Source organism: Nocardia sp. NPDC006044 (assembly GCF_042871115.1).
Lineage (GTDB): Bacteria > Actinomycetota > Actinomycetes > Mycobacteriales > Mycobacteriaceae > Nocardia.
The window spans coordinates 1-22229 of sequence record NZ_JBIAID010000004.1 but is presented as its reverse complement, the minus strand read 5'-3'; the positions used below and the strand labels follow the sequence as shown (position 1 = coordinate 22229).

General features: G+C 68.2%; 16 protein-coding genes, 1 rRNA gene and 2 pseudogenes. 2 read left to right on the top strand and 17 right to left on the bottom strand.

Annotation, left to right across the window (positions count from 1 at the left end):
* Positions 1 to 36 precede the first annotated feature (36 nt).
* The 9 genes from scpB to steA form a co-directional block, all read right to left on the bottom strand.
* Positions 37 to 681: an SMC-Scp complex subunit ScpB gene (scpB, locus tag ACFYO1_RS31315; protein WP_387241622.1), complete on the bottom strand. Its 645-nt coding sequence runs from the start codon at positions 679 to 681 to the stop codon at positions 37 to 39.
* A gap of 905 nt (positions 682 to 1586) precedes the next feature.
* On the bottom strand, positions 1587 to 2636 hold the full coding sequence (locus ACFYO1_RS31310) for a segregation and condensation protein A (protein ID WP_387241619.1): 1050 nt from the start codon (positions 2634 to 2636) through the stop codon (positions 1587 to 1589).
* A gap of 338 nt (positions 2637 to 2974) precedes the next feature.
* Positions 2975 to 3919: a ParA family protein gene (locus ACFYO1_RS31305; RefSeq protein WP_150408303.1), complete on the bottom strand. Its 945-nt coding sequence runs from the start codon at positions 3917 to 3919 to the stop codon at positions 2975 to 2977.
* A 225-nt stretch (positions 3920 to 4144) separates the two neighbouring features.
* A complete protein-coding gene (locus ACFYO1_RS31300) occupies positions 4145 to 4609 on the bottom strand; it encodes a cupin domain-containing protein (protein ID WP_387238791.1) in 465 nt (154 codons plus the stop codon).
* A gap of 191 nt (positions 4610 to 4800) precedes the next feature.
* Positions 4801 to 5754 (bottom strand): site-specific tyrosine recombinase XerD, encoded by a 954-nt coding sequence (gene xerD / locus ACFYO1_RS31295; RefSeq protein ID WP_387238788.1) that lies wholly within the window; start codon positions 5752 to 5754, stop codon positions 4801 to 4803.
* A gap of 12 nt (positions 5755 to 5766) precedes the next feature.
* Entirely contained in the window at positions 5767 to 6429 is a 663-nt protein-coding gene (locus tag ACFYO1_RS31290; RefSeq protein WP_387238785.1) for an NUDIX domain-containing protein, read from the bottom strand.
* A 4-nt stretch (positions 6430 to 6433) separates the two neighbouring features.
* A complete protein-coding gene (locus tag ACFYO1_RS31285; protein ID WP_387238783.1) occupies positions 6434 to 8155 on the bottom strand; it encodes a CTP synthase in 1722 nt (573 codons plus the stop codon).
* Positions 8156 to 8232: 77 nt separating this feature from the next.
* Complete coding sequence (locus ACFYO1_RS31280) at positions 8233 to 9177, bottom strand: copper transporter (protein ID WP_387238780.1); 945 nt, start codon at positions 9175 to 9177, stop codon at positions 8233 to 8235.
* A gap of 13 nt (positions 9178 to 9190) precedes the next feature.
* The gene (gene steA / locus ACFYO1_RS31275; RefSeq protein ID WP_387238777.1) at positions 9191 to 10405 is read right to left on the bottom strand and encodes a putative cytokinetic ring protein SteA; all 1215 of its coding nucleotides are present in this window, start codon (positions 10403 to 10405) and stop codon (positions 9191 to 9193) included.
* Between the two features lie 745 nt (positions 10406 to 11150).
* Between steA and ACFYO1_RS31270 the strand changes: the two are divergent.
* Both ACFYO1_RS31270 and ACFYO1_RS31265 read left to right on the top strand, forming a co-directional pair.
* Positions 11151 to 11876: pseudogene (locus ACFYO1_RS31270) on the top strand (M23 family metallopeptidase); the annotation flags it as partial.
* 118 nt (positions 11877 to 11994) lie between these two features.
* On the top strand, positions 11995 to 12414 hold the full coding sequence (locus tag ACFYO1_RS31265; RefSeq protein ID WP_387238773.1) for an SRPBCC family protein: 420 nt from the start codon (positions 11995 to 11997) through the stop codon (positions 12412 to 12414).
* Positions 12415 to 12504: 90 nt separating this feature from the next.
* On the opposite strand, the gene recN is transcribed toward ACFYO1_RS31265, so the two are convergent.
* From recN to rrf, 8 genes and pseudogenes are all read right to left on the bottom strand, one after another.
* Positions 12505 to 14280, bottom strand: a complete 1776-nt coding sequence (gene recN / locus ACFYO1_RS31260; protein WP_387238770.1) for a DNA repair protein RecN — start codon at positions 14278 to 14280, stop codon at positions 12505 to 12507.
* Entirely contained in the window at positions 14258 to 15277 is a 1020-nt protein-coding gene (locus ACFYO1_RS31255; RefSeq protein WP_387238768.1) for an NAD kinase, read from the bottom strand. The genes recN and ACFYO1_RS31255 overlap by 23 nt, the downstream gene beginning before the upstream one ends.
* On the bottom strand, positions 15274 to 16095 hold the full coding sequence (locus tag ACFYO1_RS31250) for a TlyA family RNA methyltransferase (RefSeq protein ID WP_387238765.1): 822 nt from the start codon (positions 16093 to 16095) through the stop codon (positions 15274 to 15276). The genes ACFYO1_RS31255 and ACFYO1_RS31250 overlap by 4 nt, the downstream gene beginning before the upstream one ends.
* Before the next feature lies 1 nt (position 16096).
* Positions 16097 to 16399, bottom strand: coding sequence for a hypothetical protein (locus ACFYO1_RS31245; protein WP_387238762.1), 303 nt, complete (start codon positions 16397 to 16399; stop codon positions 16097 to 16099).
* A 13-nt stretch (positions 16400 to 16412) separates the two neighbouring features.
* Positions 16413 to 17321, bottom strand: coding sequence for an HAD-IIA family hydrolase (locus ACFYO1_RS31240; RefSeq protein WP_387238759.1), 909 nt, complete (start codon positions 17319 to 17321; stop codon positions 16413 to 16415).
* Positions 17322 to 17582: 261 nt separating this feature from the next.
* Entirely contained in the window at positions 17583 to 17897 is a 315-nt protein-coding gene (locus ACFYO1_RS31235; protein WP_387238756.1) for a hypothetical protein, read from the bottom strand.
* Between the two features lie 2043 nt (positions 17898 to 19940).
* Positions 19941 to 21014 (bottom strand): annotated as a pseudogene (locus tag ACFYO1_RS31230) (tetratricopeptide repeat protein); the annotation flags it as partial.
* Between the two features lie 1124 nt (positions 21015 to 22138).
* Positions 22139 to 22229, bottom strand: a 5S ribosomal RNA gene (gene rrf, locus ACFYO1_RS31225); the annotation flags it as partial.

Sequence of the window (22229 nt, the reverse complement as noted above, 5' to 3'; positions counted from 1 at the left end):
GCCATCTCGGCGAGCGGAAGTATTCATTTTGTCCTGTCAATCCTCGCTGCCGAGGTCCAAGTCGGCCTCGGCGGGTTTTTTCAACCTGGTGTAACGGGGGTCCGTTTCCAGGCTCTCGTTGATCTCATCGATCAGGTCGACGCCCGGGAGCAAGGGCGCCAGCGGCGGCAAATCGGTCAGCGACGCGAGTCCGATCCGTTCCAGGAACAGCTCGGTCGTGCAATACGTCGTCCCGTTGGTTTCCGGGTCGACGCCTGCCTCGGCGAGCAGGCCCCTGGCCAGCAGCGTGCGCATCACCCCATCGACGTTCACGCCGCGCACCGCGCTGACCCTGGTCCGGGTCACCGGCTGACGGTATGCCACCACCGCCAGAGTTTCCAACGCCGCCCGCGTCAATTTGGTGCGGGCGCCATCGAGCAGCACCCGCTCGACATATGGTGCGTACTCGCTGCGAGTATAGAAGCGCCAGCCGTCCCCGACGAAACGCAGATCGATCCCGCTCCCCCGCGCGGACAGCTCGGCCCGCATCTCCCGCAACACCTCGTCCACCCGCTCGGTGGTGTCGTCCAACGCCGCCGCCAGCTGCTCTACCGGGGCCGGAGCGTCCACGACGAGCAACATCGCCTCCAACGCAGACCGGAATTCGGCGTCGTCCAGATGCTCCGGGGTGAAGTCCGCCACTGTGTTGTTGGCGACTGGTGTCGCGTCGTAGGTGGTCGGGTTGGGAGCGTTGGTTTCCGGAGTCCCGGCCTTTGCCGCTGAGGTCGCGTTGTCGGAGGGTGAGGTCGCGTTGTCGGCATCGGGCGTTGTGTTGTTCGCGTCCGAATTCGCGCCGTCCGCACCGGTGGAAGTGGCATTCCCGACGACGGCCGTCGCGGCGTCCGCACTCGAGGGCGCCCCATCGCCGGCGACGGTGATCGCGGCGTCTTTGCCCGAGGACGTCCCGCCTCCTGGAACCGTCGTCGCGGTGTCTCCGCCGGAGGAGCCCGCACTGTCAGCGACCTTGATTGCGGTCCGCCGGCGTGCGGAGGTCCCATTGCCGACGACCGCCGTCACGCCGTCCGCGCCGGAGAATGCCTCCTCGTCGGCACCTGTGGTCGCGTCGGCGAGATCCGCGGACGTCGCCTCGTCGGTGGTGGTCGAGTTGGGAGCGTTGGTTTCCGGAGCCGCAGTCTTCTCAACTGAGGTCGTATTGAGGGTTGCGTTGTTCGCGCCCGAAGTCGCTTCAGCCGCGCGGGCGGAAGTCTCATTGCCGACAACCGCCGTCACGCCGCCCGAGGCAGAAAATGCCTCCTCGTCGGTGACTGTGGGCACGGCGTTCGACTCGGGGGTTGCGGTGTCCGCGGCTGAAGGCCCGGCGGGGGTCGCTGACGTTCGGTGGTCCGCTGCCGTTGCTCGGGAGGGTGAGGTGGTGACGTCGGTGGTCCGAGTGTCGTCAGCTGCGGGTGAGTCGGCGGGCTCCGGCGCGGCGGTGCTGGTTTCGCGCGCGGTGGGGTTTCCCGAATTCGGCGCGGCGGGGGCGGCGGTTTCGGGGGCGTCGGCGGGGAGGTCAGTTGCGTTCGCGACCTCGGTGTCCGCGGAGTCGTTCACCCGTAGTCCTCCTCGATGTTCAGGTCCTGCTCGGCTTCGGGGACATCGTCGCCGATCCAGCTGATGGACAGTTGGCCGAGCGGGTCGGGCTGGTCGAACTCGATCGTCTTGCCGCGGTAGAGCTCGAGCAGGGCCAGGAAGCGGGCGACGATCTCGATCGGGGCGTCGCAGTCCTCGACCAGCTGGCTGAAGGTGGTCCAGGCACCCTTGCCCGCCGCCTTCAGCCGTTCGAGCACGAGCGCGGCCTGTTCGGCGACCGAGATGGCGTGCGAGTGCAGATGGTCGAGGCCGACCCTGGGCACCGGGCGCGGGCGGAACGCCGCGGCGGCGATCGCGGCGAACTCGTGCGCGTCTACTCCCAGCGTAACCTCGGGCAGCAGGCCGGCGAAGCACTCCTCCAGGCCGACCGCACGCGGGTATCGCCGCAGCGCGACGGCCTCCAGCTCGCCGAACAGCTCGGCCACCTGTTTGAACGCCCGGTATTGCAGCAGCCGCGCGAACAGCAGGTCGCGCGCCTCCAGCAGCTCGAGATCCTCGGCGTCGGTCATCTCCCCCGACGGCAGCAACCGCGCCGCCTTGAGATCGAGCAGGGTGGCTGCGACAACCAGGAATTCGGTGGTCTGATCGAGGATCTTGTCCGCACGCAAGGTAACCGCCGCGGTGTCATCGGACAACGCGGCGGTCAACGCCTTGGTGTAAGCAATGAATTCGTCGGTGACCTGGTGCAACGCCACCTCGGTGACGTCCAGCTTGCGCGAACTGATCAGCGTCAGCAGCAGATCGAACGGCCCCTGAAAGTTGCTCAGCCGCAGATGAAACCCAGACTTCTTCCCGTCCGCAGCACCATCCTCGGAGTCGCCCGACCCACCCGCATCCCCCGACCCCGCCACCCGGTTCACGACCGCCACATCATCTGAGCCCGCTACAGCATCGCCACCAGCCGCATCGCCCGCAGCGCCGGCATCGCCCGCGCGAGCCGCACCGTCCACGACCACCGCATCATCCGCGCTGACTGCAACATTTCGGCCGACCGCATCGCCGGCCATGTCCGCGACCGCCGCTTGGGCTGCGGCAGCCGTATCGCTCATGTCGGCCGCATTATCGGCGTCGGCCGCGTCATCGCTACCAGCCGCGTCATCGCCACCGGATGCATCCGCGATCGACTCCGACAGCAGGTCGGGGTCGGCGGTGGGTGCGTCGGTGGGCATGTCGTCATCATCGGGTACGGCGGGGGCGGGTGTTGCACTCAGGTCCGGCGATGACGGGTCGCCGGTGCGCGCCGAGGCCCGCTCCAAGAGGTCGCCCGACGGGTGGTCGTCGCTGTGCGCGACCCCTTGGCCGGTCGGGTGGGTGGTAGCGGATGGCGCGGCGTCGGTGCCGCCGATCACCGGCCCGACCGGTGGATGACTTCCCGCGCCATCGCCCGATATGCTTCGGCGCCACTGGATTTCGGCGCCCAGGTGGTGATCGGCTCGCCGGCCACGCTGGCGTCGGGGAACCGGACGGTGCGCGAGATCGCGGCGTCGTAGACCAGGTCGCCGAACACCTCGACGACGCGGGCCATGACCTGACGCGAATGGAGTAGTCGCGCGTCGAACATGGTGACCACGATGCCGTAGAGGCTCAGTCGCGGGTTCAGCCGATCGCGCACCTTCTCCACGGTGTCGTTCAGCAGCGCGAGCCCGCGCAGCGAGAAGTATTCGCATTCCATCGGAATGATCACGCCGTCGGCGCAGGCCAGCGCGTTGACGGTGAGCAGACCGAGCGACGGCTGACAGTCGATGATGATGTAGTCGTATCGATCGCGGATGGAATGCAGTGCGCGGCCGAGCGAATGCTCGCGACCGACCTCGTTGACCAGCTGGATTTCCGCGGCCGACAGGTCGATGTTGCTGGGCAGCAGGTCCATGTTCTCGACCCGCGTCTGCATCAGCACGTCATCGATCGAACCCTTCGAACCGACCAGCAGGTCGTGCACGGTGAGGTCGAGATCGTGGTGCGCCACACCCAATCCGGCGGACAGCGCGCCCTGCGGGTCGAGGTCGACCAGCAGCACCTTGCGTCCGTATTCGGCCAGCGAGGCACCGAGGTTGATGGTGGAGGTCGTCTTGCCGACGCCGCCCTTCTGGTTGCACATGGCGACGATGAGGGCGTCGCCGTGGCGTTCCAGCGGCGGCGGGTCCGGCACGAGGCGCAGGGGGCGTCCGGTCGGTCCGAGCGCCGCGTCCTCCGGGACTGGTTCGGCTCCGGTGCCCCACAGGGTTTCGGCCGCGGCTTCCGAGTACGGACCCGTGCGCTGTCCCGTGCGCGGCTCCGCCCCAGCACCCATCGGCGGCTCTGCCGCTTCGGCTGATGTCACGATCCGCTGCTCCTTATACGTTCCTGCCCGTTGCCTCGCCGAGCGTAGCGAGGCCGATCAGGCCCGACCCTCGCTTTCGTACGGTCCGACTCCCGATAGACGCTACCGCGTGCGAGGGTGCAAGTGCCGCGACGCGCGCGGCGTGTTCGCAGCACCACGCCGTGCCTCGAACAGCACGACGCTACCGTGTATTGCTCAGCGCCACTCCGGGTCACCGTCGAAATGCACGTCGAAGCGGTCGTGCAACTCGTCCATGCTGTCCCATTCCGCCTCCCCGCGGGCGATCCGGCCGAGCTGCCGGAAATATTCGAACCGCACGATACCCGGGGTCAGCACGGCCAGGAACTCCGCCGGACCGTCGGCGGACGCGCCGAACGCGTGCACGGTGCCGGGCGGGACGACGACCAGACCGCCCTTGCGCACCGCGCTCAATTCGCCGTCGACCAGAAATTCCATGGTGCCGTCGAGGATGTAGAAGATCTCCGTCGACCGCGTGTGGTGATGCGGCCGAGTGCCATTCGCGCCCGCGGCGAGGACCAGTCGGTTCGCGCCGAACAGCCCCGCGGAGTTCTGACTGTCCTCGAGCAGCCGGAAGGACCCGCCGCCCGGCAGCTCCACCGCTTCGACCTCGGCTTCCTGGACGATGAAAGACTTTGGCATTCAACCCACCTCGCGTCGCACACATCGGCTCCCAGCGTGGCCACCTGGCTGTGGTTGCGTTGTCGAGATTTCTTCGCAGACTTGCTTGTTCCTTCGCAAATCGGGTGGGGTGCTGAGCGATATGCGCAGGATGGAGGAGGTGTGCGAAGCCGGACCTATCTGTCGCTTGGTCTCTGGTTGTTGTTGAGGGTTCAGCGGGCTCGGGGGTGGGCGGTGGCCCAGACCTCGCGCAGGGTGTTGACGGTGACCAGGGTGTAGATCTGGGTGGTGGTCACCGAGGCGTGGCCCAGGAGTTCTTGGACCACGCGGACATCCGCGCCGCCGTCGAGCAGGTGCGTGGCGAACGAGTGCCGCAGCGTGTGCGGCGAGACGGTCGCGCCGATGCCCGCGCGTTCGGCGGCGGTTTGCAGGACCTGCCAGGCACTTTGGCGCGACAACCGACCGCCGCGGGCATTGAGGAACAGCGCGCCCGCGTTTCCTTTTCCGCTCGCGGCGAGCTTCGGCCTCCCCCGCACCAGATACGCGTCGACCGAGGCCAGCGCCGGTCTGCCGATCGGCACCATGCGCTGCTTGCCGCCCTTGCCGTGCAGCACGACGGCGCGTTCGTCGGTGTCGATGTCGTCGACGTCGAGGCCGACCATCTCGGAAATCCGTGCGCCCGTGGAGTAGAGCAGTTCCAGCAGCGCGCGATCGCGCAGCCCGCGCGGACCGCCGTCGGCGCCGGGCGCGGCATCGGGATCGCTGACCGAACCGCCGCCCGCGGCCTCCAGCAACTTCAGCACCTGGTCGTAGGGCAGCGCCTTGGGCAGCCTGCGGCCGGGTGCGGGCGGTTTCACCGCGTGCGCGACATCGGTGGTGGTCATCCCCTCGGCCGCGGCGAAACGGTGCAGCCCGCGCACCGCGATCAGCGCGCGAGCCACCGAACTGGCGGCCAGCGGCGGGAATTCGGCGCCGCCGGCCCGCAGCGCCATGGTGAACTCGGCCACGTCGGCCTCGGCGACCTGGTCGAGCGCGGTGATGCCGCGCCCGACCAGGAAGTCGAGATACCGCCCGAGGTCACGCCGGTACGCGCCGAGGGTGTTGCGCGCGGCGCCGCGCTCGACCGCGAGATGGTCGAGGTAGGCGTCCAATTCCCGCGCGAGCACCGGCGGTCCCCGTCAGTCCGTCGACTTCGCGGCGGCCTTGCGGCGCAGGAACGCCGTCGGCTGACCGGGCCACGGCGCGTCCGCGGGACGTAGCTCGGTATTACCCGCGCGGGCCGCGGCCAGCGCGAGGACACCGGCCACCGCGGTCGCGTTGACGATCTCCCCGGCCAGCGCCGCGCGCACCGCCTGATCGACCGGCATCCGGACGATCTCCAGGTCGGCTTCCTCGTTCTCCGGCTCCGGCTGGTCGGTTTCGTAGAGCCCGCGCGCGCAGTAGACCCGCAGCGCCTCGTCGGTGAAGCCCGGCGAGAGCGCCACATCCACCAGCACCGCCCACTCCCGCGCGGCCAGCCCGGTCTCCTCGGCCAGCTCGCGCCGCGCCGCGACGAGCGGGTCCTCGCCGGGCAGGTCGAGCAGGCCGGCGGGCAGCTCGAGCAGCCGCCTGCCGATCGGATGCCGGTACTGGTTGATCAGCACCACGTTGTCGTCGTCATCGATCGCCGCGACGGCGACCGCGCCGTGATGCTCGATCACCTCACGCTCGGCGACCTTGCCGCCGGGCATGCGCACCTGGTCGAGCCGCAGCGCCAGAATGGCACCGCTGTAGACGGTCTCGCTGGACACGGTCTCGAAATCGTGGCTGCCCTTTCCGGCGCTGCCACCGTCCTGCGTCATCGCCTTAGGCCTGATCCGCCGCGCTCGCGAATTCCTCGTCCGGGATGTCCACCGGAAGGCGCTCGGCGAGCTTGTATTTCAGCGCCGCCGCGACGAGCGCCGCGAACAGCGGGTGCGGGCGGGTCGGGCGGCTCTTGAGCTCCGGATGCGCCTGCGTGGCGACGAAGAACGGGTGCACGTCGGCGGGCAGTTCGACGAACTCGACCAGGTGCCCGTCCGGCGAGGTGCCGCTGAACTTCAGTCCGCTCTTGGCGATCCGGTCACGGTAGGCGTTGTTCACCTCGAAGCGGTGCCGGTGCCGTTCGGAGACCTGCTCGCTGCCGTAGGCCTGCGCGACGACCGAACCCTTCGCCAGGATGGCCGGGTACGCGCCGAGCCGCATGGTGCCGCCCAGATCGGCCTCGCCCGCGACGGCCTGTTCCTGATCGGCCATCGTGGAGATCACCGGATGCGGTGTGTCCGGCTCGAATTCGGCCGAGTTGGCCTCGGTCAGGCCGACCGAACGCGCCGCCTCGATGACCACGCACTGCAAGCCGAGGCACAGCCCGAGCAGCGGAATGCCGCGGGCGCGGGCATAGCGGATCGCACCCACCTTGCCCTCGATGCCGCGGATGCCGAAGCCGCCGGGGATCAGGACCGCGTCCACGTCTCGCAGCGCGGCCTGCGCGCCGGCCGGGGTCTCACACTCGTCCGAGGGCACCCAGCGAATGAGCACCTTTGCGCGGGAGGCGAATCCGCCCGCGCGCAGCGCCTCGGTGACCGACAGGTAGGCGTCGGGCAGGTCGACATACTTGCCGACCAGCGCGACCTCGACCGTCTCGCGCGGCGAGTGCACCCGGTCGAGCAGGTCGCCCCACACGGTCCAGTCCACGTCGCGGAACGGCAGCCCGAGCTTGCGCACCACGTAGGCGTCGAGGGCCTCGCGATGCAGCACGCGCGGGATGTCGTAGATCGACGGCGCGTCCGGGGTGGAGATGCAGGCATCCACGTCGACGTCGCACATCAGCGCGATCTTGCTCTTCAGCGCCTGCGGCACGTCCCGGTCACAGCGCAGGATCAGCGCGTCGGGCTGGATGCCGATGCTGCGCAGCATCGCCACCGAGTGCTGGGTCGGTTTGGTCTTGAGTTCGCCGGAGGGGGCGAGGTAGGGCACCAGCGAGACGTGCAGGAAGAAGACGTTCTCCCGGCCCACGTCGTGCCGGATCTGCCGGGCCGCCTCGAGGAACGGCTGCGACTCGATATCGCCGACGGTGCCGCCGATCTCGGTGATGACCACGTCGGGGGTCTGATCGTCGGCGTCCGGCGCGCTCATGGCGAGGACCCGGTTCTTGATCTCGTCGGTGATGTGCGGGATGACCTGCACGGTGTCGCCGAGGTATTCGCCGCGACGTTCCTTGGCGATGACTGTCGAATAGATTTGCCCGGTCGTGACATTCGCGTCCCGGGTCAGGTCCCTGTCCAGGAACCGCTCGTAGTGACCGACATCCAGATCGGTCTCGGCCCCGTCCTCCGTCACGAAGACCTCTCCATGCTGGAAGGGGTTCATCGTGCCGGGATCGACGTTCAGATACGGGTCGAGTTTCTGCATCGTGACGCGCAGTCCACGCGCCGTCAACAGCTGACCGAGGCTGGAGGCGGTAAGACCTTTACCCAATGAGGAGGCGACTCCACCGCTGACGAAGATGTGCTTCGTGGCCGTTCGCGCCTGATTCCGTGTATGACCCACGGGTCTTCACGGTAACACGGATCAGGCGTCCAGTTCTAACGCCACGCACGTTTGCTGCCAGTTGGCCGAAACGGTTTCTAGCGCGACGCGGATGCCAATGTGAGGGAGGTCGCTTTCTCGCCGGTGCCGTATCGGCCGGTGCCGCCGTTGAGCTGCTCGCTCAGCGCGAGGACGGTGGTTACCCTGCCGATTTCCCGGTCCAGGTTGTCGACGGTGCTGACCGAGGTGGCGAGGGCGCCGTCGGAGCGGACGATGGCCAGCGGTCCCGGGTTCTCCGCCGCGCCGGAGCGGCCGGCGAGCACGACGCCCGCGCCGCGACCGCGCAGTGCACCGGCGAAGCGGGCGATGTTCGCGCCCTGGCTGTTCTCGCCGGACTTGGCGCCGTTGCCGGTGATCACGACCGCGGACTGGGCCGGGCGCACCGGGGTGTCGCCGTAGGCGAGGAAGCCGCCGCCGCGCAGGGTCTCCAGCACGAGGCCCAGCTCCTGCGGGGTGCCGCGGGTTTGCCCGTTGGCCGGATCGAGCAGCATGACGGTGCCGAGCAGGTCGCCGGCCATGCTGCCCTGATCGACTGCGCCGGTGCGCAATTGGATGCCGGCCGGGATGACGTTGGTGACCGTGGTGCGCATCCGGTCGCCCTCGGTGGCGTCGACGAACGCGTCGGTGAGCGCGATCCGGCCGGTGATGGTGGCGCCGGAGGTCTCCAGCGACTTGGTCACGCCCTCGATGTCGGCGGGGTCGGCGTCCGGGGTGGTGAACACCGCGACGGTGCGATCGGCCAGGGTGCCGCCGAGGAGGCGGCCCGCGTTGCCCGCGATGAACCGGTCGGCCGAGTTCAACTGATCGGTGAGCCTGCGGTTCTGATCGGAGACGGTGTCGACCTGCTGACGCAGATCCGACTTGTCCGCACGCAATCCCGACAGCAGATCCGCGGCCAGCGTTTGCGAGCCGAGCACCACGCCGATGGCGAGGGCCAGGAAGATCGCCACGATCGAGACGGCGTGCTGGCGTAACGAGATCATCGTTCTCCCTTGGTCATTTGTCGCCTGCGCCGACCAGGCTCTGCGCCCACAGCGCGAACCGGTCCCAGGTGTCGGCGGCCCAGGCGAGGGCGTCGGTGCCGGTGTTGGAGGCGAGCAGCACCACGATCACCGCGATCAGCGCGGCCAGCACCACCAGCGCGATGCCGATGCCGGACACCCGATTGCGGTACAGCGTGGCCACCGCCTTCGCGTCCATCAGCTTGGTGCCGAGCTTGAGCCGGGTCAGGAAGGTCGCGGGGTTGCTCTCGCGGCGGCTGCGATCGAAGAAGTCGTCGAGGGTGGCGGCCGCGCCCGCGGTGACGATCAGCGACGCGCCGTGGTGGTGCGCCAGCAGCAGCGCCAGGTCGGCGGGCGAGCCGGTGGACGGGAAGGTGGTCGCGCCGATGCCGAGGTCCTGGATGCGTTCCAGGCCCTTCGCGTGGCCGTCGGTGTCGGCGGGCAGGATCACCTCGGCGCCGCATTTCAAGGTGGCGGAGGTGATCTCGTCCGGGTCGCCGACGATCAGGTCGGGGCGGTAGCCCTGCTTCATCAGGGTGTCCGCGCCGCGGCCGACGCCGACCATGATCGGCACGTACTCCTTGACGAACGGCTTGAGCCGCTTCAGGTCTTCGGCGTGGTCCGGTCCGTCGGCGACGACGATCACGTGCCGGTGCTTCATCGACAGTTCCAGCTCCGGCACGCCGATGCCGTCGATCAGCAGCGCGCTCTCGGTGCGGATGAACTCGATGGTGTTGCCGGCGAAGGCCTCCAAATGATCGGCGAGGCCGTTGCGCGCCTCGATCATCCGCTCGGCGATATCGGAATCGGTCAGTTCGATGCCCTTGACCAGGACCTCGGGTTCCTTCTTGATCACCTTGTCGGCGTAGACGACACCCTCGTCGATGCGGACCTTGATGCCGTCCTTGATCTTGCTGAACGCGTCCGAGCTCACCGTGTCCAGCAGCAGAATGTTGTTCGCCACCAGCACTTCCGGGCCCAGGTTGGGATAGCGGCCGGAGATCGACGGCGAGGTGTTGATCACCGCGACCACCCCCGCCTCGACCAGCCGGTCCGCGGTGAGCCGGTCCAGGTCCATCTCGTCGAGCACGACGACATCGCCTGGTCCGACCCGTTTCAGCAGACGCCGGGTGTTGCGATCCACCCGGGCTATCCCGGAGAGGCCGGGCAGCGTTTCGGTGTTCCTCGACAACAACGCCAGCATCTTCATGGCCCCGATGCTGCCCCCAAACCCTCAACCGTTGGTGGAGGCGCGCCGTACCACCTACCACATACGTCACTGTGATAACAGTGACACGACTAACGACACGCGGAAGAACTCGTTGCAGTGCGACACCATGTGGTGCCGATCACATGTCCGGGTTTACTTCGCGCGTCTAACGAGCAGTACCGCTATCGTTTCGTTACCGTCGACCAGCCCCGACGACATCTCGACGTGAAGTGACGAAGGACGACTGCGTGATGCGCCTCGAAATAGCCAGGGAGATCGGGCTTTTGCGCCGAAGACCAGACATTTCTCCGATATGTGCAGCTTCCGGACAATGCCGACAAATGCGGTCGGTGCGATGAGCAGACACTGGCCGGTCGGTGCCGATCGACGATTCGGGATAGATTCACGCGATTCGGGCAAACTACAGCAACGTAACAGCTACCAATCGCGTCAGGCCGACTCGTGGCCTACTTTGGATGCGCCCTGGTCGACCGAGGACCAGTGGGCAGCCGAAGATCAGTGGGCTGCGACGGACCAGGGGGTCGCAGCAGATCAGTGGGACACGTCGGATCAGTGGGCGGCAGCAGGCCAGGTAGCCGCAAGGGGTCAGTGGGACGCAGTGGACCAGGAGGCCGCAGCTGGCCAACGGGCCGCGGTGAATCAGTGGGACGAGCCAGATGACCGGTGGCCGCATTCTGACCCGCGAACCGTGGCGGTTCCGCGGCCGGTGCCGGCCGCTCGTCCAGCGCAATCCAAGCGCCGTGGCGGCAAGCACCGGATGCCGCCGCCGCCTGCCTCGCTGAAAGGTCGCGCGGCGATCGTCGCGGTTGCCGCCGGTGCGCTGGTCGCGGCGGGGCAGAACTTGATGACCACCACCGACAAGGCGCCCGTGGAGAATGTGGCGCCGATGGCGCTCGGCCAGGCGCAGGCAATGCCGACGGAACCGGCCGCCACCGAGCCGGGGCTGCTCGAAGAGGGGCCGGTCGACCTCGGTCAGTTCAGCGACATCCTCAGCAACGGCAGCAAGGTCGCCGAGGAGATGACGGCGGAGGCACAGGCGAAGCTGCGGCCGCTGTTCATGAAGTTCACCACCGGCACCTTCACCTCCGGGTACGGAATGCGCTGGGGCGCACTGCATCCGGGCGTGGACATCGCCGCACCCATCGGCACCCCGATCGTCGCGGTCGAGGACGGCACGGTGATCAGCTCGGGACCGGCGGCCGGGTTCGGCATGTGGGTGCGGCTGCTCGGGGACGACGGCACGGTCACCGTGTACGGCCACATCAACACCTCGCTGGTCAGCATCGGCCAGCGTGTGATGGCCGGTGACGAGATCGCCACCGTCGGCAACCGCGGCGAAACCACCGGGCCGCACTGCCACTTCGAGGTCTGGCTCAACGGCACCGACCGCATCGACCCGCTCCCCTGGCTCGCCACCCGCGGCATCAGCCTCGGCCAAGAACGCGACTGACGGCACGCGCCTTCGATGCATCGGACCGACTGTCTGTGACACCGGTTACATCGACACACGGCACCCCGAGGTAGTACCTATATGCTGCCCGTCACAGGTAACTCGAAGAGGAGACCCCATGGCCAGCACGACCGTCGACGCCGTCATCGCCGCACCGCGTGAGGTGGTGTACCGGCTCTTCGCCGACCGCGAGAGCATCAGCCCGTACCTCCCGATCAACGTCAAGCTGACCAAGCCCGGGCTGACCGAGCGCGAAGGAGTCGGCGCCCAGCACCTCCTCGGCGTCGGCCCGGTCGGCATCACCGAGGAGATCACCAAGCTGGTGCCCGGCGAGCGAATGGAATACAAGGTCGTCAAGGGCGCCCCGGTGAAACGCCACATCGGCGTGGTGACCTTCACCGACGCCCCCAACGGCACCCTGGTCTCCTACACCATGGAATCCGACCCCAGCCTCCCCGTCCCCGCCAAGGTCCTGGAGTTCGGCCTCAAAAACCTGATCACCCAGTTCATCAAGGCAGCCCAAAAAGCCGTCCGCTAACTCACCCACAGCCGCACCCCTTCTGACCTCCCGCACCCGAACACGCCGCACTGACCCGCGTGCGGATGTCAAAAGGCGTGCGGGTGTGGGTTAGACGGTTGCCCCGGACTTTTCGGCGCGGGCGAGGTCCAGGAGTTCCTCCGCGTGGGCTCGGCCGGTTTCGGTGTCGTCCAAACCGGCCAGCATGCGGGCCAATTCGATGACGCGTTCGTCTTTGGTCAGGGCGTGGACGCCGCTGTTGACCTTGCCCTTGCCGTCGTCGGACTTGTCCACCACCAGGTGGGTGTCGGCAAAGGCGGCGACCTGGGGCAGGTGGGTGACCACGATGACCTGGTGGGTGCGGGCGAGGCGGGCGAGCCTGCGGCCGATCTCGACCGCCGCGCGGCCGCCGACGCCGGCGTCGACCTCGTCGAACACCATGGTCGCGCCGTGATCGGAACTGGCCAGCACGACCTCGAGGGCGAGCATCACCCGGGACAGCTCACCGCCGGACGCGCTCTTGCTCAACGGCAGCGACTGCGCACCGGAATGCGCGGACAACCGGAACTCCACCTCGTCGATGCCGGACGATCCGGCGTGCACTTCTTTGCCGTCGACGGTCAGCGGCGCGGAGTCCTGCGGGCCCGCGGGCATCGGCCGGACCTCGACCTCGAGCTTCGCTTTTCCCATGGCCAGTCCGCCCAATTCGGCGCTCACCGCGGACCCGAGCTTGCCCGCCGCCTTCTTGCGCGCGGCACTCAGCTTGCGTGCCGCCTCCCGGACCCGCTCGGCCGCGATATCGACCTCGGCCGCCAGCGCCGCCAGGGTCTCCTCGGACACATCGAGCGAACCGAGCTTGGCGCGGGCCTCGTCGGCCCACGCGATCACCCCGTCGATATCGGGCGCGTACTTACGGGTCAGCGACTTGAGTTCGGCTTGGCGGGTGAGCAGCGAGTCGAGCGCACCGGGATCCGACGGCAGATCCGAAAGATAACCGCTGAGCTCGGTGGTCAGGTCGACCACCACCGCGATCGCCTCACCGAGCCGCGGACCGAGCGCGGTGAGCGCGGGATCGTCGGCCGCATCGATGCGAGCGAGCGCGGCACCGAGCAATTCCAGTGCGCCGGAACCCTCTTCGGGCGAGTCGACGGGACCGGCGAGCGCGTCGTGGGCGGTCGTCGCGCCCTCGCGCAGCGAATCGAGATCGCTGAGCCTGCGCACCTCGTCGACGATGCGCACGTCCTCGCCGGGCTCCGGTGCGATGGCGTCGATTTCGGCCAGCGAATGCTGGAGCCGGTCCGCCTCCTGCGCCAATTCCCTGCTGCGCGCGGTCCGTTCGAGCAGTTCGGTACGCGCGTCCAGCCAAGAACGGCGCTGCACAGTGTATTTGCGCAACAGCGGACCGACGGTATCGGCGGCGAACTGGTCGAGCGCGGACAGTTGCTGTTCGGGACGCTGCAACCGCAGCTGGTCATTCTGGCCGTGCACAGTGAGCAGCGACGCGGTGAAATCGGCCAGCACCGAGGCGGGTACGCCGCGGCCGCCGAGATGCGCGCGGGAGCGGCCGTCGCTACCGACGGTACGGATGGCGATGATGCTGCCGTCGTCATCCTGTTCGGCCGCAGCCGATTCCAGCACCTGCGCCACTTCGGCGCGGGCCGCGTCGTTCACGTCGTCGACGGTGAACCGGCCCTCCACCACCGCGCGCGCGGCGCCGAGCCGGACCCGGCCCGGGTCGGCCCGCGCACCACTCAGCAGGTGCAGGCTGGTGACCACCATGGTCTTGCCCGCGCCGGTCTCACCGGTGAGAACTGTGAGACCCTCGTGGAATTGCGCCGTGGCCGTCGAAATAACGCCGAGACCATCAATCCTGATCTCTGTCAGCACTGAGTCCACCCTCCCCGCCGGCTCCGCCGGCTGCCGTCCCCCCGGAGTTCACCCTCCCCGCCGGCTCCGCCGACCGCCGTCGGCCACGCCAGCCTGTCACGGGCAATTGGAACTTGCGCACCATCCGGTCCGCGAACGGCGCGGAATCCAGCCGCACCCAGCGCACCGGTTGTGCTCCGCGGACCGCCTCCAAGCGGCCGCCACGCGGTAGGTCGATGCTGCGCCTGCCATCCAGGAAAACTATCGCATCGTGTCCGGTGGCCACGCATTCCACCGCGATCCGCGACGCCGGGCTGGTCACCAGCGGCCGCGCGAACAGCGCGTGCGCGTTGCTCGGAACCACCAGCAGCGCTTCGAGTTCCGGCCACACCACCGGCCCGCCCGCGGAAAACGCGTACGCGGTCGAACCGGTCGGAGTGGAGATCAGGATGCCGTCGCAGCCGAACGACGACACCGGCCGCCCATCCACCTCCAGCACCAGCTCCAGCACGCCGGTGCGCGAGGCGTTTTCGATGCTGCCCTCGTTCAGCGCCCAGCCGGTCTGCACGATCTCGTCGTCGACGCGCACGGTGAAGTCGATGGTCATCCGCTGTTCGATGCGGTAGTCGCCGCGGACCACGTGGGCCAGCGCGTCATCCAGGTTCTCGGCCTCGGCCTCGGTCAGAAAACCGATGCGGCCCAGGTTGATTCCCAGCACCGGCACCTCGGCCGGGCGGGCGAGTTCGGCGGCGCGCAGGAACGTTCCGTCACCACCCAGCACCAGCACCATCTCGCAGCCGATCGCGGCGTCGGGACCGTGCTCGACCACCCGCACCGGGTAACCGCCCGCCGCGGCCTCGAACCGGGTATCGACGGCCTCGTCGGCCAGCACCCGCAGGCAGATGCCCGCGTCCGCGAAGATCTTCGCCACCCGATGGGCGGTCTCGATGATCTCCGCCCGGCCCGGATGCGCCACCAGCAGGATCTCCCGGCCATCCGACCTGATCGGCGCGTTCACTGTGGACCCTCCTCGACCGCACGCTCGACGAGAGCGGCGACTCGCTCACCGTCGTCTTCCAGCTGCCCGTCCTTGCGCAGCCACACGAAGTATTCGACATTGCCCGACGGGCCCGGCAACGGGCTCGCCACCACCGCCTCGGTGCGCAGGCCGAGCGCGGCGGCAGCGGTGGTGACGTCGCGGACAGCCTCGGCGCGCAGCGCCGGATCACGCACCACGCCACCGGCACCGACACGGTCCTTGCCGACCTCGAACTGCGGTTTCACCATCGGCAGCAGGTCGCCGCCCGGCGCAGTGCAGGCGGCCAGCGCGGGCAGCACCAGGCCGAGGGAGATGAACGACAGGTCGCCGACAACCAATTCGACGGTGCCGCCGATGGTTTCGGTGGTGATGCCGCGCACGTTGGTGCGGTCGACGACGCGCACCCGGTCGTCGTTCTGCAATCGCCAGATGAGCTGGCCGTAGCCGACGTCCACCGCGACCACCTCGTCGGCCCCGCGGGAAAGCAGCACGTCGGTGAAGCCACCGGTCGAGGCGCCCGCGTCGAGGCAGCGTTTGCCCGCGACGCTGAGCCCGGCGGGCTCGAAGGTCGCCAGCGCGCCGAGGAGTTTGTGCGCACCGCGCGAGGCCCAGGAGACCTCGTCGGGCTGCTCACGGACCAGCAGCGGGGTGCCGGCTTCGACGGCGGTCGCGGGTTTCACCGCCACCGTCCCAGCTATCAGGACCCGACCGGCGCCGATCAGCTCGACCGCGTGTTCCCGCGACCTCGCCAATCCGCGGCGAACCAGTTCGGCGTCCACGCGCGCGCGTCTGGCCACCTCAGATCTTGTCCACCGTGGCCAGTGCCTGCACGAGCACGTCGTGCGCCTGTTCCAGGATGCGCGCGCGGCGGGTGATGTCGGTGCCCGACTCGGCGCCCTCGGTCGGCGAGCCCGGCCAGCTGGTGCGCGTGGCGAGTTCGGTGAGCAGGCCGTCGATCTCGCTGCGGATGCGCTCCGGGTCGGCCGGCTCCGGACGCCCTGGACCGCCAGGCAGATGCTGACCGGGCAGCGGGGGACCCGGGCGGGGTCCGTTCGCGCCGGGCAGACCGGGGCCGGTGGGGCGGGGCATGGGAGTAGTCATCGTGACGTCAACGCTATCGGATTTCCGAACCAGACGCGCGTACCGTCACGGCTCGTCCCGGGTTGCGCCGCAACCGGTCGGCCAGGTCCGCGGCGAGGTCGCCCGGGTCGGTGTCCGATTCGGCGGGAATCGGGGGGTAGTTGAGCGCGTCGAGGGAGTCGGCGACGTAGGTGGGGATGGACTCGGCCGACGCGTCCTTCAGCTCGTCGAGGGTGCTGACGCCGGTCAGGACCAGCAGGGATTCGAGGCCGACGGTGTTGGCGCCCTCGATATCGGTGTCCAGGCGGTCGCCGACCACCAGGGCACTGCGGGTCCCGGCGCGCACTAGGGCGTCCTCGAGCAGGGGCGCGTAGGGCTTGCCCGCGACGAGCGGTTCGCGTTCGGACGCGGCGCGCAAGGCGGCGACCATCGAGCCGTTGCCGGGGGCGAGGCCGCGTTCGTTCGGCAGGGTCTTGTCGGTGTTGGCGGCGACCCACAGTGCGTCGGCCCGCAAAGCGTAGGCCGCCTCGGCGAGGTCGGCCCAGCAGGTTTGTGGTGAATGTCCTTGGACGACTGCGGCGGGCGGGGTGTCGGCGAAGCGGCGGATCGGGTGCAGGCCCACCGCGGTCACCTCGGCGGCCAGGTCGTCGGTGCCGATGATGAGTACGTCGGCGCCCGGCGCGAGTCGTTCGGCGAGCAGGCGGGCAGCCGCCTGGGCGCTTGTCACCACCTCATCGGTGCTCGCGCGGAAGCCGAGTTCGGTGAGGTGTGCGGCGACCGTCTCCGGTCCCCGGCTCGCGTTGTTCGTGACGTACATCAGCCGCTGCGCGGATCCGTCGTCGGCCAGCGCCGCCGGCGCACCCTCGATCACCGCGTGCCCGCGGTACAGGGTGCCGTCCAGATCCAGCAGCAAGGCCTCGTAGCGATCTCGTAGCCGCTCCACACCACTCTCCGTGTCACCGATCGGCCGGAGCCGAATTACGTATCCGCCGGACGTCCGGAACCGCACCCGAGAAGGTTGCCCTCGGCCGGTCCGAGACATCCGAACCCTACGCCAGGAGGGCGACAAGAAACGCAGGGCGTCGATCGCTCACTTGCCCCGCAGCGAACGGCATCTGGCGTTTCGCTGGTCCCGAAACGACGAGCGGGACATGACGGTGCGGTATCTCACGATCTACCGCGGTCATGCCCCGCTCGATTTGCCTCAGTTGGTGACGCAGTTGCCTTCGCCGTCGGCCTTTCCGTACTTCGGCGACATGATGCCGGGGACCGAGCAGTCCGTGTCCTTCGGCATCGGGACGAACTGCACGACGTCCTCGCCGGCCCTGTGGCAGGTCGCCTTCGCGCTCACACCACCCGGCAGATTGATGCTTTCGGTGTACTCGAGGCCGGCCTGCTCGCAGGCCTTCTTGGCCTCCTGGCCGTAGTTGGTCGGCTCCGCGCTCGCCGAAGCGGCGCCCATCGCGGTCAGCGCCGCGGCGGCCAAGCCGACGAATACAGTGGCCCGAACACTACTCATCCTGCATCTCCTTGAAATCAGACAGTCCCGTGACGTATCGCTGACCCGCATCGCGACCCCGGGCAACCGGCCGAAGCCGGCACACCCCTGGCGATTTCGCGCCACAAGAACCCTACGTGGTCCCTGCAAGGCTAGTTGCGCGTTCCGCCGAAGAGTTCAACGGGCACAACGAATCCCGCTGAGTGAACCCGCAATTCGACGAACTGGACAGCACGTTTTTTGGGTCTTGACGGATTTCCACTGGTAGTCGAGGGCGTACGTGGTGGCGGCCTCGCTGGGCGGCGTGCGAGAACGGCGCCGACACGCAAAACACCCCAATCGGTATGCGACACCTGAGCCGACCAGGATGACCGCCGAAATTTGGCACGTCAAGGCTGGTTGGCAGCTTATTCGAGCCCTCGAGATCCGCGCCATGCAACTGACCCGCAACGACCGCCCCGCCGCCGATATCTGCGGACCTGGATTAGCCATCACCCGAGCATGCGGACGACACCCAACTCGACATGCTGTTGTCGTCGCACCCCAATAGCCAACAGCCGCAAACCTTCTGACCTCCCGCACACAGACTCGCCGCCGCAACACGCATGCGTTCGTCAGCAGGCATGCGTCTGCGGTTGCATACCGTGGACTGAGGCGCGTGAGTCGCAACCGGAAACTGGCCAGCGGGACGACCGCAGGAAACCCCACCCGGTCACGACGAGTTGCCAACGCGCGCACATCGTCTGGTATCCAGACACCGCGTTATCGCCCTCGCCGAATCGATCTCAGAGGGCCTTGCCGTCACGACACGCGCACGGATCCCAGATGATGTGGACGATGATGTCGGCCTGTATGCACTCGGTGACGTAGTCCGCCGTCATCCACGCTCGGACGTCGGAAGGTGTGCGTCTATATGCACCGGGCAGCGTGGATCCGCCAACACACCCAACCCGTCCGGGAATACGGGGCAACCTCACCCGCTCGACTACTAAATTTCCCAGCGAAGTGCATCGAACAGTCGGACGATCACATAAGCCCTTACTTGGCCCATCCATGTCCCGCTCGACGCGATCCAGTTCCTCCACCGGGACATAGCGACAGCAACACGCCAATTCCGCCGCCATCATGTCCCGTTCAACGCAACACAGTTCATCGAACGGGACATGGTGACGACGACACACCGATTCGAGCGCCGTCATGTCCCGTTCAACGCGATACAGGTTGGCGAGTGGGGCATGGCGGTGGCTCGGATTCATAGTGGCGGGGGCGATGACCGGGATCAGGACCAGGTAGTTCACCGGTGCACATCGCGATGACCCGTTCGCCGACCGGGTTGGCGATGCCGTCAGCCGGACTGCGGTAGGGCATCTCGGTGAGATCGCCGGGGACAGCGAACTTTTCGGCGAATCCTTCGAAGCCGCGTCGTCGACTGGAAGTATCGGCGCGACCCACCAAGGACCCGCCCACGTCCCGGACTGCATGCTGCGCAGTTAATCCAGCAGGACGTAGCGACATTCACCTGCAATTCCGCTGCCACCGCGTCCCGTTCGAAACGCCTCCTCGGCCGCCGTCATGTCCCGTCCGAACGATCGGATGCGCCGGCGCAGTCCAGCGAACAGCGCGACGACCGCACGAGACGACTCACCAAGGACCCACCTGCGTCCGGTCAACGCGATGCAAGTCATCCAGCAGGACATAGCGACATTCACCTGCCAATTCCGCCGCCACCACGCCCCGTTCGAAACGCCTCCTCGTCCGCCGTCATGTCCCGTCCGAACGATCGGATGCGCCAGCGCAGTCCAGCGAGCAGCGGGACGACCGCACGAGACGACTCACCAAGGACCCATCTGCGTCCATTCAACGCGATGTAATTCATCCAGTGGGACATAGCGACATTCGCACGCCGATTCCGTCGCCACCACGTCCCGCTCGGCTGCTCGGATTCGCTAGCGCGGTCCGTCCGAGGCGGGGCGACCGGATGGGTCGACCCGGTCAGGGCTCATCCTTGCAGTTCGGCAGGGCATGGCTCGGTGGCGGGCTTGCTGACCGGTGTTGTCTGCTGGGCTACAGCTCTAGGTCGTCGGCGGGGTGGGGGCCGCCGGTTAGTTCTTCGGCGCGTTCTTCTGCGTCGGTTTCGCCGTCCAGGTCGGCGGAGGCCGCGTTGAGGAACCAGGTGAGGCCCTCTTCGGTGCGGCCGGCGGCGACGAGGGCGTCGGCGTAGGCGTAGAAGAGGCGGGCGGCGGCCGAGCCGGTGCGAGAGGGGTCGAGTTCGGAGGTTTGCAAGGTGACCACGGCCTGGTCGTATTCGCCGAGGTCCATGCGGGCGCCGGCGACGACGATGCGCAGTTCGGTGGCTTCGTCGCCGGTGAGGGCGCGGGCCTCGTCACTGCGGCCCAGTTCGATGGCGCGTTCGGGGCGGCCGAGGCCGCGTTCGCAGTCGGCCATGACAGCGAGCAGGCCGGAGCCGCCGGACATGCGGCGGGCGGTGCGCAGCTCGGAGAGGGCCTCGGCCCATTCACCCGCGTGATAGGCGGTAACACCCGCGGTTTCGCGGACCACGGCAATGCGGCCCGCGCGTTGCCGGGCCGCGCGAGCGTGCGCGAGGGCCAGGCGTGGGTCGTCCTCGATCAGCTTGACGGCCATCACGAGGTGACGGGCCACGGCCTCCGCGTTCGACTTGTCCAGGCTCAGCAGGTCGCGGCGGACAGCGGGATCCAAGTCGGCCGGCTGCACGTCATCGGGAAGATCGGGCTCTTCGGGACGCGGCGGACGCCGATCCTGCGAGCGATCGCCGCCGGCACCGGTGCGCGCACCTTCGCCACCGCGACGCCGATCATCCGGGCCGTTACTCCGCGAATCGTTGCGGTCGAACCCACCACGGCCGCCGGAATCGCCGCCACGCTTGAAACCGCCGCGATCACCCGCATCGCTCCGGCCACCGGAGCCACCGCCACGGTTGAAGCCCCCACGATCACTGGAATCGCCGCGCCCACCGGAGTCGCCACCACGGTTGAAACCACCACGATCGCCAGAGGTACCGCCACGGTTGAAACCACCGCGGTCACCAAAGTCATTGCTGCGGTTGTATCCACCACGGTCACTGGAACCGCCACGCTGGCCGGAATCGCTGCGCCCGCCGAAGTCGCCACCGCGCTTGAAACCGCCGCGATCGCCAGCGTCATTGCCGCGATTGAAGCCGCCACGATCACCGGAACCACCCCGGCTATAGCCACCGCGATCGCCGTCCTGATTAGAGCTGCCGCGATCGTTGGAATCGCCGCCGCGGTTGAAACCACCACGATCACCGGAATCGCCGCCGCGGTTGAAACCACCGCGTTCACCCGAACCGCCGCTGCGGTTGAAGCCGCCACGATCACCGGAGTCGCTGCCACGATTGGAACCACTGCGGTCGCCGGAACCACCGCGACTGAAACCGCCACGATCACCGGGTCCGCTGTCGCGGTCAAAGCTGCCTCGGCCACTGGAGTCACCGCTGCGGCTGAACCCACTGCGATTGCCCGGATCGCCACTGCGGTTGAAACCACCGCGTTCACCCGAACTACCGCTGCGATTGAAACCGCCACGGTTGCCCGAGTCGCTGCCACGATTGAAACCGCCGCGGTCGCCGGAACCACCGCTGCGATTGAAACCGCCGCGGCTGTCCGAGTCGCCGCCACGGCTGGAGTTGCCTGACGCGCTGGCGTCGCCACGGCGGTTGAGGCCGGAGCGCTCGCCGGTGTTGCCGCGCGAGCTCGAATCGCCACCGCGGTTGAAGCCTCCGCGATCACCGGAGCCCTCACGGCGCTGGTATCCGCCGCGGTCGCTGGAGCCGGGTCGGTCGCTCGAATTACCGCGCTGGGCGGAATCGCCGCGCTGGTTGAATCCGCTGCGGCCGGCGGAGTCGCCGCGATCACCGGAATTGTTGCTTCGTTTGAAGCCGCCGCGCTGGCCGCCTTCGCGGTCGGGGCGGTTCTTGGCGGAGTCGCCTGCGGTGCCACCGCTGCCCTGGGCCGGGCGGTCGGATCCCTCGCCGCGCGGGGAGGACTTCCGGTCGTCGTTCTGTTCCGACACGGTGATCCCTTTCTGAGGTCCGCAAGAATGGTCGGGGCCCCACAAATTCAATCACGTGTCCTGGTGGGGGCCTGACACGGCTGATCGTTTCGAGCGACCGGCAAGCAGTCGCGAGCGACGTCGTTTCGGCACGCAAGGTGCTGAAACGACGATAGGGGACCCAGAATCTGGGTCCCCTATCGTGAAGGATGTTCCGGCGGTGTCCTACTCTCCCACACCCTGTCGAGTGCAGTACCATCGGCGCTGGCAGGCTTAGCTTCCGGGTTCGGAATGGGACCGGGC

What these genes read in the sequence shown, in the direction of transcription:
- ACFYO1_RS31310 (WP_387241619.1), bottom strand. Translation starts at nt 2,636, where the DNA reads ATGGCCGGCGATGCGGTCGGCCGAAATGTTGCAGTCAGCGCGGATGAT.
- ACFYO1_RS31305 (WP_150408303.1), bottom strand. Translation starts at nt 3,919, where the DNA reads ATGGGTGCTGGGGCGGAGCCGCGCACGGGACAGCGCACGGGTCCGTAC.
- ACFYO1_RS31300 (WP_387238791.1), bottom strand. Translation starts at nt 4,609, where the DNA reads ATGCCAAAGTCTTTCATCGTCCAGGAAGCCGAGGTCGAAGCGGTGGAG.
- ACFYO1_RS31290 (WP_387238785.1), bottom strand. Translation starts at nt 6,429, where the DNA reads ATGACGCAGGACGGTGGCAGCGCCGGAAAGGGCAGCCACGATTTCGAG.
- ACFYO1_RS31280 (WP_387238780.1), bottom strand. Translation starts at nt 9,177, where the DNA reads ATGATCTCGTTACGCCAGCACGCCGTCTCGATCGTGGCGATCTTCCTG.
- steA (WP_387238777.1), bottom strand. Translation starts at nt 10,405, where the DNA reads ATGAAGATGCTGGCGTTGTTGTCGAGGAACACCGAAACGCTGCCCGGC.
- ACFYO1_RS31265 (WP_387238773.1), top strand. Translation starts at nt 11,995, where the DNA reads ATGGCCAGCACGACCGTCGACGCCGTCATCGCCGCACCGCGTGAGGTG.
- ACFYO1_RS31245 (WP_387238762.1), bottom strand. Translation starts at nt 16,399, where the DNA reads ATGACTACTCCCATGCCCCGCCCCACCGGCCCCGGTCTGCCCGGCGCG.
- ACFYO1_RS31235 (WP_387238756.1), bottom strand. Translation starts at nt 17,897, where the DNA reads ATGAGTAGTGTTCGGGCCACTGTATTCGTCGGCTTGGCCGCCGCGGCG.